At 61.6% G+C, this 17,711-nt stretch carries 15 protein-coding genes and 4 pseudogenes; 10 read left to right on the top strand and 9 right to left on the bottom strand.

The window, feature by feature from the left end; all coding sequences use genetic code 11:
* The first annotated feature begins 237 nt into the window (after positions 1-237).
* Positions 238-939, top strand: coding sequence for a histidine phosphatase family protein (locus PSH81_RS09635; RefSeq protein ID WP_192300346.1), 702 nt, complete (start codon positions 238-240; stop codon positions 937-939).
* Between the two features lie 131 nt (positions 940-1,070).
* On the opposite strand, the gene PSH81_RS09630 is transcribed toward PSH81_RS09635, so the two are convergent.
* Both PSH81_RS09630 and PSH81_RS09625 read right to left on the bottom strand, forming a co-directional pair.
* Positions 1,071-1,820, bottom strand: a complete 750-nt coding sequence (locus tag PSH81_RS09630) for a TerC family protein (RefSeq protein ID WP_192300342.1) — start codon at positions 1,818-1,820, stop codon at positions 1,071-1,073.
* Between the two features lie 28 nt (positions 1,821-1,848).
* The gene (locus PSH81_RS09625) at positions 1,849-2,094 is read right to left on the bottom strand and encodes a hypothetical protein (protein WP_192300341.1); all 246 of its coding nucleotides are present in this window, start codon (positions 2,092-2,094) and stop codon (positions 1,849-1,851) included.
* 134 nt (positions 2,095-2,228) lie between these two features.
* Between PSH81_RS09625 and nhaR the strand changes: the two genes are divergently transcribed.
* Positions 2,229-3,131: a transcriptional activator NhaR gene (gene nhaR / locus PSH81_RS09620; RefSeq protein WP_192300340.1), complete on the top strand. Its 903-nt coding sequence runs from the start codon at positions 2,229-2,231 to the stop codon at positions 3,129-3,131.
* 55 nt (positions 3,132-3,186) lie between these two features.
* Here nhaR and PSH81_RS09615 read toward each other — a convergent pair whose 3' ends face one another.
* Positions 3,187-4,341 (bottom strand): MFS transporter, encoded by a 1,155-nt coding sequence (locus PSH81_RS09615; protein ID WP_226456076.1) that lies wholly within the window; start codon positions 4,339-4,341, stop codon positions 3,187-3,189.
* A 241-nt stretch (positions 4,342-4,582) separates the two neighbouring features.
* Between PSH81_RS09615 and sstT the strand changes: the two genes are divergently transcribed.
* The gene (gene sstT / locus PSH81_RS09610; protein WP_305392387.1) at positions 4,583-5,803 is read left to right on the top strand and encodes a serine/threonine transporter SstT; all 1,221 of its coding nucleotides are present in this window, start codon (positions 4,583-4,585) and stop codon (positions 5,801-5,803) included.
* 63 nt (positions 5,804-5,866) lie between these two features.
* Here the strand turns inward: sstT and PSH81_RS09605 are convergent, their stop codons facing one another.
* On the bottom strand, positions 5,867-6,376 hold the full coding sequence (locus PSH81_RS09605; protein WP_226456078.1) for a DUF1993 family protein: 510 nt from the start codon (positions 6,374-6,376) through the stop codon (positions 5,867-5,869).
* Positions 6,377-6,492: 116 nt separating this feature from the next.
* Between PSH81_RS09605 and PSH81_RS09600 the strand changes: the two genes are divergently transcribed.
* Positions 6,493-7,140 (top strand): YceH family protein, encoded by a 648-nt coding sequence (locus PSH81_RS09600; protein WP_192300336.1) that lies wholly within the window; start codon positions 6,493-6,495, stop codon positions 7,138-7,140.
* Between the two features lie 135 nt (positions 7,141-7,275).
* On the opposite strand, the gene PSH81_RS09595 is transcribed toward PSH81_RS09600, so the two are convergent.
* Positions 7,276-8,094, bottom strand: coding sequence for a shikimate 5-dehydrogenase (locus PSH81_RS09595; protein WP_305392386.1), 819 nt, complete (start codon positions 8,092-8,094; stop codon positions 7,276-7,278).
* Between the two features lie 156 nt (positions 8,095-8,250).
* On the opposite strand from PSH81_RS09595, the gene PSH81_RS09590 reads away from it, so the two are divergent.
* From PSH81_RS09590 to PSH81_RS09580, 3 genes are all read left to right on the top strand, one after another.
* Complete coding sequence (locus tag PSH81_RS09590; RefSeq protein ID WP_122490077.1) at positions 8,251-8,610, top strand: hypothetical protein; 360 nt, start codon at positions 8,251-8,253, stop codon at positions 8,608-8,610.
* A 229-nt stretch (positions 8,611-8,839) separates the two neighbouring features.
* A complete protein-coding gene (locus PSH81_RS09585; protein ID WP_192300334.1) occupies positions 8,840-9,034 on the top strand; it encodes a hypothetical protein in 195 nt (64 codons plus the stop codon).
* Positions 9,035-9,125: 91 nt separating this feature from the next.
* Positions 9,126-9,308 (top strand): hypothetical protein, encoded by a 183-nt coding sequence (locus PSH81_RS09580; RefSeq protein ID WP_305392385.1) that lies wholly within the window; start codon positions 9,126-9,128, stop codon positions 9,306-9,308.
* 3 nt (positions 9,309-9,311) lie between these two features.
* Here the strand turns inward: PSH81_RS09580 and PSH81_RS09575 are convergent, their stop codons facing one another.
* Complete coding sequence (locus tag PSH81_RS09575; RefSeq protein WP_226456081.1) at positions 9,312-10,379, bottom strand: AI-2E family transporter; 1,068 nt, start codon at positions 10,377-10,379, stop codon at positions 9,312-9,314.
* A gap of 163 nt (positions 10,380-10,542) precedes the next feature.
* Here PSH81_RS09575 and yegQ point away from each other — a divergent pair, with 163 nt between their 5' ends.
* Positions 10,543-11,856, top strand: coding sequence for a tRNA 5-hydroxyuridine modification protein YegQ (yegQ, locus tag PSH81_RS09570; RefSeq protein WP_305392384.1), 1,314 nt, complete (start codon positions 10,543-10,545; stop codon positions 11,854-11,856).
* Positions 11,857-11,884: 28 nt separating this feature from the next.
* Here the strand turns inward: yegQ and PSH81_RS27495 are convergent.
* The 3 genes and pseudogenes from PSH81_RS27495 to PSH81_RS09560 all read right to left on the bottom strand — a co-directional run.
* Positions 11,885-12,475: pseudogene (locus tag PSH81_RS27495) on the bottom strand (methyl-accepting chemotaxis protein); the annotation flags it as partial.
* A gap of 315 nt (positions 12,476-12,790) precedes the next feature.
* A pseudogene (locus PSH81_RS27490) lies at positions 12,791-13,564 on the bottom strand (cache domain-containing protein); the annotation flags it as partial.
* 200 nt (positions 13,565-13,764) lie between these two features.
* Positions 13,765-15,084 carry a Na+/H+ antiporter family protein gene (locus PSH81_RS09560; protein WP_305392759.1) on the bottom strand — a complete coding sequence of 440 codons (1,320 nt, stop codon included), beginning with the start codon at positions 15,082-15,084 and terminating at the stop codon, positions 13,765-13,767.
* Positions 15,085-15,422: 338 nt separating this feature from the next.
* Between PSH81_RS09560 and PSH81_RS27485 the strand changes: the two are divergent.
* Both PSH81_RS27485 and PSH81_RS27480 read left to right on the top strand, forming a co-directional pair.
* Positions 15,423-16,664: pseudogene (locus tag PSH81_RS27485) on the top strand (chemotaxis protein); the annotation flags it as partial.
* A 396-nt stretch (positions 16,665-17,060) separates the two neighbouring features.
* Positions 17,061-17,570: pseudogene (locus PSH81_RS27480) on the top strand (methyl-accepting chemotaxis protein); the annotation flags it as partial.
* Positions 17,571-17,711 lie beyond the last annotated feature (141 nt).

Below are 17,711 nucleotides of genomic sequence, written 5' to 3'. Positions count from 1 at the left end.
GCGCAAAGCCCCCATGATAGTCATCTTCCCGGTGTCCTGCTTGGGTCATCAATGCGCAACATGCGCTGGCTATTATCCCGCGCAGGCGAACCAATGCGCCCTTGCGCACTCTTACCTGCGCTTGAACGGTGAATGGAGGCACCTTGCTGTAACGACAGGAAATACCGCAGGACGCCCTTGGCGTCACTGGGGCCGGGCTTGTCCGCCCTCACTCGATGCACTGAAGACTCCAGACCAATGACAATCAAGCCTCCGTGCCTTGCGTTACGCCTGAAACGCTATTCATACATCATGTTGCCGCTGTTGCTGGTCGGCGGCGCCATCGGCCTGACCCTGGAATCGCGCACCAGCCGCGCCGAGCAGGTAGACGGCGTGCAAACCCTGGTCTTCCTGCGCCACGGCGAAAAACCCGCCGGCGGCTTGGGCCAACTTAATTGCCAAGGCCTGAACCGGGCGATGAACCTCGCCACGGTACTGCCGGAAAAATTCGGCAAGGCCAACTTTGTGTTCGCCGCCAACCCGACGCGCAATGTCGAGGAAGGTGAGTTCGATAATTCCTACAGCTACATTCGCCCCCTGATGACCATCAGCCCCAGTGCCATCAAACTCGGCCTGCCGGTGAACATCAAATTTTCGGCAAACGACACCAGTGCCCTCGCCGATGAACTGGTGGAAGACAAGTACCACAACGCCACCATCTACACCGCCTGGTCCCACGGCTACCTGCCGGAGTTGATCAACAAGGTGGCGAGTGAAGCGTCGGGCGAAAAACACACCATCACCGACGACTGGTCCGGCAGCGACTACGACACCCTGTACGTGCTGACCTTGACCTGGCACAACGGCAAAGCGTCACTGCTGAGCCGCAACTACAAGCAAGGCTTGAACAACGGCGAAGAATCCTGCCCGGAACCGACGCAGGTGAGCGCTGACTCCTGACAATCGGGCCTTGTAGCGAGCGTGCTTGCCCGCGCCTGGCTGCGAAGCGGCCCCAATAAAAACGCCGCATTCTGTCTGACAGAATGCGGCGTCGGGTTTCAGGGCCGCTTCGCAGCCCAGCGCGGTAAACGTTACTGACGGGCTGCAAGTAAGCGCTTGTGGCGATTGCGTCGAGCGATGTTCAGGCACTCGATCACTGCCGAGAACGCCATCGCTGCGTACACGTAGCCTTTTGGCACATGGGCGCCGAAGCCTTCGGCGATCAGCGTCATGCCGATCATGATCAGGAAGCCCAGGGCCAGCATTACCACGGTGGGGTTGTCGTTGATGAACTTGGCCAGCGGTTCAGCCGCCACCAGCATCACGATCACCGAGGTCACCACGGCGATGATCATGATCGGCAAGTGCTCGGTCATGCCCACGGCGGTAATGATGCTGTCGATGGAAAACACCAGGTCCAGCAACAGGATCTGGCCGATGGCCGCCGCGAAACCGATGGTCACCGTATTGCCGACGCTGACCTTCTCCTCGGGCTCCGGGTCCATGCTGTGATGGATCTCGGTGGTAGCCTTCCACACCAGGAACAGGCCGCCGGCGATCAGGATCATGTCCTTCCACGAGAACGCCTGGCCGAACACTTCGAACACCGGCGCCGTCAGTTGCACGATGAACGCGATGGTGCTCAACAGGCCCAGGCGCAATACCAGCGCCATGCTGATGCCGATGCGCCGCGCCTTGGCCCGGTGCTGCTCAGGCAGTTTGTTGGTGAGGATCGAGATAAAGATCAGGTTATCGATGCCCAGCACGATTTCCATGACGATCAACGTCGCCAATGCCACCCAGGCGGTGGGGCTGGCGGCCAGCTGTAAAAGGTAATCCATAGGTCAGTCCTGAGGTTGTGCCGGGGAATTAGGTTTCTTGGGTGTCGGAAGCGTCTTCAGCTTCTTTTTCCTGCTTCTCAGGCTTGATCAAGCCTTGTGTCGCTTCACTCAACGCCTGCTCGGCGGCCTTGTGGGTGTCATCGATCGCTTGCTTGGCCGACTCGGTGGCCTTGCCCAACACCTGCTGGGCGCTTTTTTCGACCTGATCGCAGCCGCTGATCACCACCAATGAAAGCGCAAGCAACGATGCCGCGCCCAGGGAATTGAGTTTCATGATGTATTCCTCGTTAGAACCATTGGGTCCAAATAGTGGCCCCGCGATAGCGAGGCATTCTATGCAGGTGAACAGTTCAGAAAAATTCGTATTTTTCTCACGTATACTTCGGTTTTCACGAAGTGATAGCCAGCATGCTCAATTACCGCCAATTGCATTACTTCTGGGTCGTGGCCAAGACGGGCAGCATCGTGCGCGCCTGCGAGCAACTGAACCTCACGCCCCAGACCATCAGCGGGCAGATCAGCCTGCTTGAGCAAACCTTTGGCATCGCGTTGTTTCAGCGGGTCGGCCGCCAGCTGGAGCTGACCGAAGCCGGGCGCCAGGCCCTGCCCTACGCCGAGCAGATGTTCCAGACCGGCAATGAATTGGAGGCGATGCTGCGCGCGCAGCCCAATGAGCAGCAGATCCTGTTCCGCGTCGGCGTGGCGGATGTGGTGCCCAAATCCATCGTCTACCGCCTGATTGCGCCGACCATGGAGCTGAGCGAACCGATCCGCATCACCTGCCGCGAAGACAAACTCGAACGGTTATTGGCTGACCTGGCGATCCAGCGCCTGGACCTGGTGATTTCCGACAGCCCGATGCCAACGCACCTGGACATCAAGGGCTACAGCCAGAAATTGGGCGAGTGCGGGATCAGCTTTTTCGCCACCCAGGCGTTGGCTGACGCCTACAGCGGCACCTTCCCACAGTGCTTGCAGGGGGCGCCGCTGTTGATTCCGGGTGCAGAAACGGTCGTACGCAGCCGTTTGCAGCGTTGGTTCGCCGAACAGCAGATCCAACCCAGGATCATCGGCGAGTTCGACGACAGCGCCTTGATGCAGGCCTTCGGCCAATCCGGCAGCGGGATTTTCATCGCCCCCAGCGTGATTGCCGATGAAGTGGTGCGCCAATACGGCGTGGCGTTGATTGGCCAGACCACGGCGGTCACCGAGTCGTTCTACGCGATCTCGGTCGAGCGCAAGGTCAAGCATCCCGGCATCGTGGCGATTACCGAAGGTGCCAGGCGGGAGTTGTTCACCGCCCTGCCCTGATGCCTATGTGGCGATGAAGCTTGCGCCCTCGCCACAGCAGGCCAACAGCCATGAATCAGGCATAGTTCGGCGCCGATTTGACACTCATCAGCCACAGGGCCAGCAGGATCGACACGAGGATAAACCCGGACGCAGCAAAACCCAGGCTGCCAAGGCCCAGGGTGTCGATCACATGCCCGCCCACCAGCGCGCCCAAGCCGATGCCCAGGTTGGCCCCGGCGATGTTCAGCGAAGCGGCGAACGCCGGCGCATGGGGCGCGGCCTTCATCAAGCGCACATGGCTGACCAGGAACATTGCCGCCTGGGTCACGCCCCACACCGCCATCGCGGCCGCCAGGCCGATGGTGGAATGAATCGCCGGCACCAACGCAACCATGCCAGCGATCATGAAACCGCAGAACACCATGGACGCAATCAGCGGGTGACGATCCACCGCACGCCCGCCCAACGAGTTGCCGATCAACCCGACCGCGCCAAAGCCCATCAAGCACCAGCCCACCAGCGTGCCGTCGAACCCGGCCAGGCGTTCAAGGATGTCCGCCAGGTAGGTATAAGCGGTGAACATGCCGCAAAACACCAGGATCGATAGCAGGATATGCCCCTGCATCAACGGGTTGCGCAGGATCTTGAACTGCGAGCGCAGCGTCACTTCGGCGTTTTTCGGCGCAGTCACCGGCAGGTAGATAAACAGCAGCAACGCCTTGGCCAGCGCCACCACCGCGAGGATGGCAAACGCGCTGCGCCAGCCGAACATATCGGAAATCAGCGTGCCCACCGGGATGCCGAACACGGTGGCGCAGACAATGCCGAAGCCGATCTTCTCGATGGCACGCCCGGCGTACTCCGGGCCGACGATGTCCACTGCGGTTTCACTGGCCAGGGCCCAAAACACTGGCAAGCCCAGCGCCGGAATCAACCGCGCCAGGGCCATCACCCAGATGTTCGGCGCCAGCGCAGCCACGGTATTGGCCACTCCGAACAGGATCAGGATGCTGATAAACAGGCGCTTGCGTGGGAAGCGCGCGCAGTAGGCCGTGAGAAACGGCCCGAATGCCGCGACGGTAAACGCGAACAAGGTCACCAGCAGCCCGGCTTGGGACACGCTGACATGCAGGTCCCGGGCGATGGACGGCAGCAGGCCGACGATGACGAATTCCGTGGTCAGCACGGTAAAACCGGCGGCCGACAGCAGCAGGATGGGGAACAACATGAAAACTCCAGAAACGACGACAGCAACGACAGCCCGAAGGGCCCGCTGACAGATGGGAAAGGTGAGAGGCGAGAATCTTAACAGAGTATGTCCGGCTTTGCCGAAGCGCCGCCGGTGCGGGTGACGGAATGCCGCAGCAGCGAGGACATTTCCTACGACATGCTAGACTCCGCGGCTGCTTCCTACAGCCCTTTCTGCCTGCAATGCTGCGCCCTACTAAAAAAATCAGAGACAACTGTTTATGACTGCTGCCCCTTCCCTGCTCCAGCGCCTGACACGTGTCAGCCTGGTTACACAAATTGTCATCGGTTTGATCGCCGGCATTCTGCTCGCGCTGTTGGCGCCCCAAGCGGCACAAGCCACCGGGTTTATCGGCAAAGTGTTTGTCACCGCGCTAAAGGCCGTGGCGCCAATCCTGGTGTTTGTGCTGGTAATGGCGTCGATCGCCAACCATAAACACGGCCAGGAAACCCATATCAAACCGATTCTGTTCCTGTACCTGCTTGGCACCTTTGCCGCCGCCGTGGTGGCGGTGATTGCCAGCATGTGGTTCCCGTCGCCCCTGGTGCTGATCACCCATGACACCTCCGTCAGCGCCCCCGGCGGTATCGGCGAAGTGTTGCAAAGCCTGCTGTTGAGCGTGGTGGACAACCCGGTCAGCGCGCTGATGAACGCCAACTTTATCGGCATCCTAGCGTGGGCCATCGGTATGGGCATCGCCATTCGCCATGCCGGTGAAACCACGCGCACCGTGCTGGACGACCTGTCCAACGGCGTGACGTTGATCGTACGCGTGGTGATCCGCTTCGCGCCCCTGGGCATCTTCGGCCTGGTCGCCTCGACCCTGGCCACCTCCGGTTTCGGCGCCCTGCTCGGTTACGCGCACCTGCTGGTGGTGCTGATCGGTTGCATGCTCTTCGTGGCGCTGGTGATCAACCCGGCCATCGTGTTCTGGAAACTGCGCCGCAACCCCTACCCACTGGTGCTGATGTGCCTGCGCGAAAGCGGCATCACCGCTTTCTTCACCCGCAGTTCGGCGGCGAATATCCCGGTCAACCTGGCACTGAGCAAGCGCCTGGGCCTGCATGAAGACACCTACTCGGTGTCGATCCCGCTCGGTGCCACCATCAACATGGCCGGCGCCGCCATCACCATCACCGTGCTGACCCTGGCCGCCGTACATACCCTGGGCATCGCCGTCGACCTGCCCACCGCCGTGCTGCTCAGCGTGGTCGCCGCGATCTGCGCCTGCGGTGCTTCGGGCGTGGCCGGAGGCTCGCTGCTGCTGATCCCGCTGGCGTGCAGCCTGTTTGGCATCCCCAGCGAGATCGCGATGCAGGTAGTTGCGGTCGGTTTCATCATCGGCGTGTTGCAGGATTCGGCGGAGACCGCGCTGAATTCGTCCACCGATGTACTGTTTACCGCTGCGGCGTGCCTGGGCAAGGAAGAACAACCGGCCTGACCTGCGCGCACAAAAAAGCCGGGGCGGTTCTTGAGTGAACCGCCCCGGCTTTTTTTTGGCCGCTTAGAACGCGCCCATGTAATCGCGCTTGCCCACTTCCACACCGTTATGACGCAGCAGCGCGTACGCGGTGGTGACGTGGAAGAAGAACTGCGGCAGGCCGTAGGTCAGCAGGTAGGACTGGCCGCTGAAGCGCTTCTCTTTCGGCGTGCCAGGGCGGGTGATGATCTCGATGCCTTCCTTGCCGTCGATTTGCTCAGGCTTGAAGGTGTCGAGGAAGGCCAGCACCTTGGCGATCAGGGCTTGCAGGTCGGCGAAAGTCACTTCGTTGTCTTCGTATTTCGGCACTTCGACCTCGGCCAGGCGTGCGGAAACGCCCTTGGCGAAGTCCACGGCGATCTGCACCTGGCGCACCAGTGGGAACATGTCCGGGAACAGGCGCGCTTGCAGCAAGGCGTTCGGCTCGATGTTCTTGGCTGCAGCGTGGGCTTCGGCCTTGGTCAACACACCGCTCAGGGCGGTGAGCATTTGCTTGAAGACTGGGATGGAAGCGGCGTACAGGGAAATAGTCATGGCAGTCTCATGGGTGATGATGCGGTTTGAACAGGCGACGATTATAGACCGGCCGGTCGCTTGTCTTTTATTTTTTCCGGCTTACGCTAGGCACTTCACTGCATAGGGAAAGCGCGATGACCGCCGAGCACGACACCGACACCCCTGAGCCGCGCCTGAACAGCACGGAAATCCGCATCCTGGGCTGCCTGATCGAAAAACAGGCGACCAACCCGGAAACCTACCCCCTGACCCTCAACGCCCTGGTGCTGGCCTGCAACCAGAAGACCAGCCGCGAGCCGGTGATGAACCTCAGCCAAGGCCAGGTCGGCCAAAGCCTGCGCGCACTGGAGGGCCAGGGTTTTACCCGCCTGGTGATGGGCAGCCGCGCCGACCGCTGGGAACACCGCGTGGACAAGGCGCTGGAACTGGTGCCGGCCCAGGTGATCCTGACCGGGCTGCTGTTTTTGCGCGGCCCGCAAACCGTCAATGAACTGCTGACCCGCAGCGGGCGCATGCACGACTTTGAAGATGCCGAGCAGGTCGTGCATCAGCTGGAACGCCTGATAGCCCGCGGGTTGGCGCTGTTGGTGCCGCGTCAGGCGGGGCAGCGGGAAGATCGCTATACCCATGCGCTGGGGGACCCGGCAGATATTGAGGTGATTATCGCGGCGCGAGGCAATCCGGTGGAGCGTGGGAGCACGGTTTCAGCCGATCGCATTGAAGAGCTGGAAGCACGGATTGCCGCACTGGAAGAACGCCTGACCCAGCTGGAACAGGCATAACCCCCCCTAAATGTGGGAGCGGGCTTGCTCGCGAATGCAGTGTGTCAGTCACCGGAGATGGTGGCTGAACCACTGCATTCGCGAGCAAGCCCGCTCCCACACAAGCCCACTCCAACATTAGAGCTTCGGGGGGCCTTAGGTTCGGGCGAAGGCGACCGCCGCCTGGAACTGCTCGTCTGTAGGCCGCACCCCGGTGTACAGCACAAACTGCTCCAACGCCTGGATCGCAATCACTTCCAGCCCGGTAATCACGCGCTTACCCTGGGCACGTCCACGCACGATCAGCGGCGTTTCAGCGGGGATCGCCACCACATCGAACACAGTGTCCGCCACATCGATTGCCTCGGCGTCAAACGCCAACCCATCCGCCTGCGCCCCGCCGGTCATGCCGATGGGTGTCACGTTGATCAGCATCTGCGGGCGTGCGTCGCCCAGGTCCGCCTGCCATTCGTACCCGAGGTTGCGTGCCAACGCCCGGCCCGCCGCTTCGTTGCGCGCCACGATCAGGCCATTACTGTAGCCACCGTCACGCAGGGCGCTGGCCACGGCCTTGGCCATGCCGCCGCTGCCGCGCAGGGCGAAGGTCGAGTCTGTGGGTACCGCATGCTTTTTCAGCAGTTGTTCGATGGCGATGTAGTCGGTGTTGTAGGCCTTGAGATGGCCATCGGTGTTGACGATGGTGTTGAGCGAGTCGATGGCTTGAACCGAATCGTCGAGTTCATCCACTAAGGCAATGGCAGCCTCCTTGAACGGCATCGACACCCCGCAACCGCGAATGCCCAGCGCCCGGATACCACCGATCGCGCCGGGCAAATCCCGGCTGCTGAAGGCTTTATAGTAGAAGTTCAGACCCAGCTGTTCGTACAGGTGGTTATGAAAACGCAGGCCAAAATTCCCGGGACGCGCCGATAGCGACATACACAGTTGGGTGTCCTTGTTGGGGTGCATTTGCATGGAAAACTCCTCTGAGTAAGCAAATCGGTACAGACCTTACACAACCTTTACCTAGCGGCCGTGCTGTTTTCTTGAAATACGTTGTCTTAAAAGTATCCCCGCGACAATCCTTGAGTCTATTGATTGCAGACCACAAGCGCAGGGGCTAACCGAGGAATGACCATGATTCGTACAATCCCCAAGATCGCCTTGCTGGTTGGCGCACTCGCGATGGCAGGCCAAGCCTCCGCCCACGGTGGTGGTGGATGGGGTGGCCCGGCCGTATTGGGTGCTTTAGTCGGCGCCGCCGTCGTAGGCTCCGTGGTCGCCAGCCAGCCGCGTGAAGTCTATGTGCAGCAGCAACCGGTGTACGTCCAGCCGCAGCCGGTGTATGCAGCTCCGCCGCCGGTCTACTACGCACCGCCACCGCCGGTGTACGTGCAACAACAGGTCTACTACCGCCCGGCGCCGGTCTATTACGGTCCTCCGCGTGGCTACTACGGCCCTCCGCACGGCTACTACGGTCGCGGCTGGTAAGCGCCAATTGTCTGAAACAGGCCTAGCCCACCCCGCGGGGCCTTTTTTTTGCATGGAAAGTCTGGATTCATCGCGCCAAGGTCGCTGTGAGGACAATGGTCGAGGCGCAATCGCACATCATCAACACCATTGTCTACTTGCTCGAACGGGGCTCGCGCTGTCATGTTTGTGTCACGACACACTCTCACCATCGAGCCTGTCCACCCAAAAACAACAAGGACGACTGACCATGCCCACACAAAACCCGCACCATACCGCTGGCCTCTGTACGTCCAGCAAGGTCTATAGCGCGCTTACCGAACTCAAGCACCTGGAAGGCCACCGCAGCGCCAAATTCCTTGCGTTGCTCGCAGAAAGCCTGGTGCGCAAGGGCTTGCTCAGCGAGCAGGAAGTGGTGGTGATGCTCGATCAAGTGGTGGACTGACGCGTCCCGTCAATGTCCACTATCGAGACAGGTGATTTTTCCCCGGTCCCTGCGCCGCGTAAGGTGACGTCCATAGCGATTGGAGGTTCTTATGCCCACTGTTCAAATCATGTCCGTCATCGGCAGCGCCGTCCCCGCCCCCCTGCGTGAGCTGGGCTTGCTGGCCTGCTGGTATGTGGTGCGCGATGGCGAGGCCATCAGCGGTCCGCTCACCTCGCTGTCCGCCGCCGAAAAACAACTGCAACGTGCCTCGAACTTCAAACTTCACGCCTGAACCTCACGGCAATGGCAATTTGACCCGCGGCTTGCTCTCCACAAACAGCGCCCAGCTGGACATGAACAACGCCGCCACCAGCGGCCCGATCACAAAGCCGTTCAGGCCAAACACCGACAGCCCGCCCAAGGTGGAAATCAGGATCAAGTAATCCGGCATCTTGGTGTCCTTGCCCACCAGGATCGGCCGCAGCACGTTGTCCACCAGCCCGATCACAAACACCCCGAACAAGGCCAGCACCACCCCCTGCCAGATCGAACCGCTCAACAGGAAGTAGGCGGCCACCGGTCCCCACACAATCCCCGCGCCCACCGCTGGCAACAGCGACAGAAACGCCATCAGCACCGCCCAGAGCAAAGCGCTGGGAATGTCCAGGAACCAGAAGATCAACCCGCCCAGCGCACCTTGGGTCACGGCCACCAACACGTTGCCCTTGACCGTGGCACGCACCACCCGATTGAACTTGAGCTGCAACCGACGCTTCTGTGGCTCGGCCAACGGCACCGCCGTGCGCACTTTGCGCACCAAATCAGGGCCGTCGCGCAACAGGAAAAACAGCAGATACAGCATGATGAAAAAGCTCACCAGGAAATCAAACGTGCCCTGGCCAAAGCTGAACGCCTGGGACGCAAAAAACTGACTGCCCTGCATCGCGCTCTTGACGATCTTCTCGCGCAGCCCTTCCAGGTTGCCCATGCCGAAGCGGTCCAGCAGGTGCTGGAAGTACGGCGGCAGGAAGTTCTTGAACTGCTCGATATACCCGGCCACGTCCAGTTTGCCGCTTTCGATGTTTTTATAGAGCGTCGCCCCCTCTTGCACCAGCAAGGCACTGGTGATGATCACCGGCAAGATCGCGATCACCAGGCACACCGTCAAGGTACTCAGGGACGTCAGATTGCGGTTCCAGCCAAAGCGCTGCTGCAGACGGCGCTGCATCGGCGCAAAGATGATGCCGAGGATCACTGCCCAGAACACCGCGCCGTAGAACGGCAGCAAGATCCAGATAAACGCGATGGTCACCAGGCCCAGCAGTAGCAGCAAGGTCTTGAATTGCAGGTTGGTTTGATTCATGTCCGGTCCATGTCAGAAAAACAGAGGACCTGTGTAGGCCCCTGCTGCTTAGTCCACGCCCAGTGCCACGAGTGCCCTCTTTGTTGCAAGGCTAGACCCAGATCAATAAACCACAGACCGACTTGCTCTACCCTGCCGCACTTTTTTGACTCAAGTGCTCACCATGCCCCCTGTTATCGCCCCCGAATTGCTCGCCCCTGCCGGCACCCTGAAGAACATGCGCTACGCCTTCGCCTACGGGGCCGATGCGGTCTACGCCGGCCAGCCGCGCTACAGCCTGCGGGTGCGCAACAACGAGTTCGACCATGCCAACCTGGCCCTCGGCATCGACGAAGCCCATGCGCTGGGCAAGCGCTTCTACGTGGTGGTCAACATCGCACCGCACAACGCCAAGCTGAAGACCTTCCTCAAGGACTTGGCCCCCGTGATCGCCATGGGCCCGGACGCGCTGATCATGTCCGATCCCGGGCTGATCATGCTGGTGCGCCGACATTTCCCACAGATGCCGATCCACCTGTCGGTGCAGGCCAATACGGTGAACTGGGCCAGCGTGGAGTTCTGGCAACAACAAGGGATCTGCCGGGTGATCCTGTCGCGGGAATTGTCCCTGGAAGAGATCGGCGAAATCCGCCAACAGGTGCCAGCCATGGAGCTGGAAGTGTTTGTGCACGGGGCGTTGTGCATGGCCTATTCCGGGCGCTGCCTGCTCTCTGGCTATATGAACAAGCGCGACGCCAACCAAGGCACCTGCACCAATGCCTGCCGCTGGAAATACCAGGCCACGCCGGCGGTGGAAAACACCACGGGGGACATCGTCCAGCAATTCCAGCCGACCCTGGGGATCGGCGCACCGACCGACCAGGTGTTCCTGCTCCAGGAAGCCAACCGTCCCGACGAGCAGATGCCCGCCTTTGAAGACGAGCACGGCACCTACATCATGAACGCCAAGGACCTGCGCGCGGTGCAGCACGTGGAGCGCCTGACCCACATGGGCGTGCACTCGCTGAAAATCGAAGGCCGTACCAAGTCCCACTTCTACTGCGCACGCACCACCCAGGTGTACCGCCGGGCGATAGACGACGCGGTGGCCGGGCGTGAATTTGACCGCAACCTGATGACCGACCTGGAGTCCCTGGCGCAACGCGGCTACACCGAAGGCTTCCTGCGTCGGCATGTGCACGACGAATACCAGAATTACCAGAACGGCAGTTCAGTTTCGGAGCGCCAGCAGTTTGTCGGGGAATTCACCGGCGAGCGTCGGGGCGAGCTGGCCGAGGTGAAGGTGAAGAACCGTTTTGCCGTAGGCAATCATTTGGAATTGATGACGCCTGCGGGCAATTTCCACTTCGACCTGGAGATGATGCACAACGCCAAAGGCGAAGCCGTCGAGGTGGCGCCGGGGGACGGGCACACGGTGTATGTGCCGGTCCCGGCGCAGATGGATCTGCGTTTTGGTCTGTTGATGCGCGATGTCTGAACAGGCCTAGGCTGTGTGCTGCCCGGGCTCAGATCCGGAACTGCCCGACCAACTGCCCCAAGCGCTGGCCCAGGTCCGCCAGGCTGCGCGAGGTCTGGGCGCCCAGTTGGGTCTCGTCGGCCACGCTGTCCACCGCCACGGCGATCTGATGCACGCTGCGGTTGATCTCTTCGGCTACGGCCGTCTGTTCTTCGGCGGCGCTGGCGATCTGCGCGTTCATCGAATTGATGGTACCGATCAACTGCGCCATGGTGTCCAGGGACGCGCCGGCCTGGTTGGCCTGTGCCGAGGTGCCGTCGCCGGCATCGCTGGAGCGGCGCATCGCATCCACGGCGGCTTCCGTGCCCTTTTGCAGGCGGTCGATCATGCCCTGGATTTCCTGGGTGCTGGTCTGGGTGCGGCTGGCCAGGGCGCGTACTTCGTCGGCGACCACCGCAAAACCACGCCCGGCCTCCCCCGCCCGTGCGGCTTCGATCGCGGCGTTGAGTGCCAGCAGGTTGGTCTGTTCGGCGATAGAGCGAATCACGCCAAGCACGCTGACAATCGATGACACGTCCTGTTGCAGGCTGTCGAGGGACACGCCACTGCTGCGAATATCGCTGACCAGCGCGTGGATCTGCGCGATGCTGCCGTCCACCACGCGCTTGGCAGCCTGGCCTTCGGCGTCGGTCTGTTGCGCGGCGACGGCAGCGCCCTGGGCACTGCGCGCCACTTCATGGGCGGCCGACGACATCTGATTGATCGCCGTCGCCACCTGATCGGTTTCGTGGCGTTGGCGCTCCATGGCCTGCTCGGAACGCTGGGCCTGGTCGGAAACCTGGCTGACCAGCCCGGTGAGCTGCGCCGTCATTTCAGTGATCTGGCGCACCAGGCCATGGATCTTGTCGACAAAACGGTTGAACGCCCCGGCCAGATCGCCCAATTCGTCCTGGCTGGTGATGGCCAGGCGGCGGGTCAAATCGCCTTCGCCGGCGGCGATGTCATCGAGGTTGGCTTTCATCAGGTGCAACGGCCGCAGGATGGTATTGGCCACCACCAGGCCCACGGCAGCAATGACCAGCAGCACCACCACCGCCACGCCGAGGATGCTCAACAACACGCCTTCCATGCGCGTCTTCACCTTGGCTTCGACCACCGCCACCTGGGCTTCGATGCCGTCCAGGTTCACCGATGTACCGATGACCATGTCCCATTTGGGCAGGTATTCGGTGTAGCCCATCTTGGGCACCAGTTCGGTTTGCCCCGGCTGGGTCGAGCTGTATTGCAGGTAATGGGTGCCGTCCTTGCCGACCTTGACCAGGTCGCGGTTGACGTACACGCCGTTGGGGTCGCGGTTGTCCTTGAAGCTCTTGCCCACGCCGTCGGGGCTGTTGCCCTTGAACAGGCGGATGGTCTCGGAGTCGTAGCCGAAGAAGTAGCCGTCCTTGCCATAGCTGGTGTTGGACAACAGCTTGACCACCTCGGCGCGTGCGCCGGTATCACCTGGGGCGGCTGCGTCGTAGAGCGGCTTGATGGTGGTCATGGCCACTTCGACATAGCTTTGCAGGGTGGCCTTGGCGTCGTTGAGCAGGCGCTGGCGGGTTTCATCCACCTCGTTGCGCGCCTGGCCCTGGAGAATCCACACCGTGGTCAGGCTGATGACCACGGCAAACAGCAACACCGGCACGACAGCTAGGCACAAGACTTTGGCCTTCAGGCTCAGACGCATGGTTTTTCTCTCTTATTAGGGGCGACTTGAGAGGTTAACGGCTGCGCAGGAAATAACTGTAGTGAGCGGGCTTGCCCCGCGCTGGGGGGCGAAGCCGCCCTAAATCCAGCCACCGCGGTCCTCCTGAAACACCGAGGCGGACCGGATGGGGCGGCTTCGCAGCCCGGCGCGAGCAAGCTCGCTCACTACAATCAGCGGTGTTAGAGGGTCATTGCGGCCAACCAGCCGAAGGCCAGCAGCGGAATGTTGTAGTGCAGGAAGGTCGGCACCACGGTGTCCCAGATGTGGTGGTGTTGGCCGTCGATGTTCAGGCCGGAGGTCGGGCCCAGAGTTGAGTCCGACGCTGGCGAACCAGCATCGCCCAACGCGCCAGCGGTGCCGACGATGCAGACGATGGCCATCGGGCTGAAGCCCAACTGCACACACAACGGCACAAAAATCGCCGCCAGGATCGGCACCGTGGAGAACGACGAACCGATGCCCATGGTCACCAACAACCCCACCAACAGCATCAACAACGCACCGACGCCACGACTATGGCCGATGAACGCCGCCGAGGCTTGCACCAGCGAGCGCACATCGCCGGTGGCCTTGAGCACTTCGGCAAAGCCCGAGGCGGCGATCATGATGAAGCCGATCATCGCCATCATCTTCATGCCTTCGGTGAACAGGTCGTCGGTGTCGCTCCAGCGCACGATGCCCGACACCGAAAAGATCAGGAAACCCACCAGCGCGCCGATGATCATCGAGTCCAGCCACAGCTGGATGATGAACGCCGAGGCGATCGCCAGGCCGGCCACCAGCAGGGTCAGCGGGTTGTACTGCACCGCCACTTGTTCGACCCGTTCGATTTTCTCCAGGTCGTACACGCGCTTTTTGCGATAACTGACAAACACCGCCACCAGCAGGCCTACAACCATGCCCAGTGCAGGCAGGCCCATGGCGTGGGTGACGTTGACCTGGCTGATGTCCACGCCGCTCTTGGCCACGTTGGCCAGCAGGATCTGGTTGAGGAAGATGTTGCCAAAACCCACCGGCAGGAACATGTACGGCGTGATCAGGCCGAACGTCATCACACAGGCGATCAGGCGGCGGTCCAATTGCAGCTTGGTCAGCACGTACAGCAGCGGCGGCACCAGCAACGGGATAAACGCGATGTGAATCGGCAGGATGTTCTGCGAAGCAATTGCCACCACCCACAGCAGGCCGATCAGCAGCCATTTGACGTGGCTGCCGCCGCTGGCTTCCTGGCGGTCCACCAGCATCAGCGCCTTGTCGGCCAAGGCGTGGGCCAAACCGGATTTGGCAATGGCCACGGCGAACGCGCCGAGCAAGGCGTAGGACAACGCCACGGTGGCGCCGCCGCCCAACCCGCCATTGAAGGCCTTGAGCGTGGCGTCGATGCCCAACCCGCCGGTGAGACCACCGACCAGCGCGCCGACGATGATGGCGATGACCACATGCACGCGGGACAGGCTGAGCACCAGCATGGTGCCGACCGCGGCAATGACTGCGTTAATCATGGATACCTCAAGCAGAAACATAAAAAACAGGCATGCCCGCGCCAAGACAGGCCAAGGGTGGCTGCCAGCGTGCAGGCTTGAAGGAGGTCTTATTAGAGGGCGCGCACTTTGCCGCAGGTGGGGCTGCATGTCAAAAAACCAGCTTTGTAGCGGGCGAGTTTGCTCGCGCTGGAGTGCGCAGCGCTCCCAGCCTTTTTTGGGGCCGCTACGCAGCCCGGCGCGAGCAAGCTCGCTCACTACAGGGCAAAATTCAATTGAACGTTTAAATAATAAAGATCGAGAAAGATCGGCCGATAGCCTGATTCACTGTGTTTTAAGGTTAAGGATGCTCCTCGATGTCCCTCAGACAGCTGTCCATTCAATGGAAAATCACCCTGCTCGCCGGCCTTTGCCTGCTGGGAATCGTGACCCTGCTGGTGGGTCTGTCGCTGTATCGCATGGAGCAGAGTTCGCAGCAGGTCAAGGCGTCCAGCATGCAGATGCTCGACGAAGCGGCCCAGGCGCGTATCGAGGCCCAGGGTGAAGGGCAGGCACTGGGCATCCGTCGCCAGTTCATGGACGCCTATCAATACGGCCACGGCTTTTCGCGCCAGGTGCTGTTCTTGCGTGAACAGGCAGAAAAGCGCTTCCTCGACGCCTTCGACACCCGCGAAGACCTGACCCGCCAGGTCAAGGCCGCATTGCAGGCCAACCCGGACCTGCTCGGCCTGTCCCTGGTGTTCGAAGCCAACGCGCTGGATGGCAAGGACGAACTGTTCGCCAACCAGGCCGAGCTGGGCAGTAACGACAAGGGCCGCTTCGCCTTGTACTGGTCGCAGCCAACCCCCGGCAAACTGGAGTCGATGGCCCTGCCGGAAAGCGATATGACCGACACCAGCATCGGCCCCAGCGGCGAAAAAGCCAACGCCTGGTTCACCTGCCCGCGCACCACCCTCAAACCGTGTGTGATCGAGCCCTACTTCTATGTGATCAACGGACAAAACGTGCTGATGACCAGCATCGTTTTCCCGCTGATGGTCAACGGTAAAGTCGTCGCCTCGCTGTCGGTGGACATCAACCTCAACAGCCTGCAGGCCGTGAGCCAGCAGGCCAGCCGCAAGCTGTATGACGGCCAGACCCAGGTCAGCATCCTCAGCGCCACCGGCCTGCTCGCCGGCTACAGCCCGGATGCGAGCAAGCTCAGCCAGCGCCTGGATCAGGTCGATAGCGCCAGCGGTGCGCAACTGATCGGTTTCTTGGCCAGCGGCACGCAGATCCGTAGCCTGCGCACCGACCACCAACTCAAGGTGCTGGCACCCTTCGCACCGATCCCCGATGGCAAATCGTGGGGGGTGTTGCTGGATGTGCCGGAAAAAGTCCTGGTCGCTCCCGCCGAAGCACTGAAAACGCAGCTGGATGCCGACAATGCCAGGGGCACCTTGCTGGAGCTGGGCCTGGGCTTGTTGGCAGCGGTCGTCGGCCTGATCCTGGTGTGGCTGATGGCCCGCAGCGTGACCCGGCCGATCCTCGGCGTGGCGCACATGCTTGAAGACATCGCCAGCGGCGAAGGCGACCTGACCCGTCGTCTGGCCTACGACAAACAGGACGAACTCGGCCAACTGGCCGGCTGGTTCAACCGTTTCCTCGACAAACTGCAACCGATCATCGCCGAGGTGAAGCGCTCGGTGCAGGACGCCCGTGGCACCGCCGACCAATCCGCCGCGATTGCAACGCAAACCAGCGCCGGCATGGAGCAGCAGTATCGCCAGGTCGACCAAGTGGCCACCGCTTCCCACGAAATGAGCGCCACCGCCCAGGACGTCGCCCGCAGCGCGGCCCAAGCGGCGCAAGCAGCCCGCGATGCCGACCAGGCCACCCGCGAAGGGCTGACCGTGATCGACCGCACCACCACCAACATTGGCAACCTGGCGGCCGACATGAGCACCGCCATGGCCCAGGTCGAAGGCTTGGCCGCCAACAGCGAGAAAATCGGTTCGGTGCTCGAAGTGATTCGCGGTATTGCCGAGCAGACCAACCTGCTCGCACTCAACGCCGCCATCGAAGCCGCCCGCGCCGGTGAGGCCGGCCGTGGTTTTGCGGTGGTGGCCGACGAAGTGCGCAACCTGGCACGCCGTACCCAGGAATCGGTGGAAGAAACCCGCCTGGTGATCGAACACCTGCAAAGCGGCACCGAGGAGGTGGTGGGGTCCATGGGCAACAGCTATCGCCAGGCCCAGGGCAGCGTCGAACAGGTCGGCCAGGCCGTCACCGCCCTGCGCCAGATCGGCGAGGCGGTCACGGTGATCAGCGACATGAACCTGCAAATCGCCAGCGCCGCCGAAGAGCAAAGCGCGGTGGCCGAAGAGATCAACAGCAACGTCGCGACGATTCGCGATGTGACCGAGTCGCTGTCGGAACAGGCCAACGAATCGGCGCGGGTCAGCCAGGCATTGAACAGCCTGGCGAATCAGCAGCAGGGCTTGATGGATCAGTTCCGGGTCTGAATGAGCGGCACCGGCCCTGATCCTTAAACAAATCTAATGTTGGAGCGGGCTTGTGTGGGAGCGGGCTTGCTCGCGAAGGCGGTGGGTCAGTAACAGATGCAGTGTCTGACCCACCGCCTTCGCGAGCAAGCCCGCTCCCAC

Source organism: Pseudomonas sp. FP2335, from assembly GCF_030687535.1.
Taxonomy (GTDB): domain Bacteria; phylum Pseudomonadota; class Gammaproteobacteria; order Pseudomonadales; family Pseudomonadaceae; genus Aquipseudomonas.
This window is presented reverse-complemented; position numbering and strand designations above follow the sequence as displayed.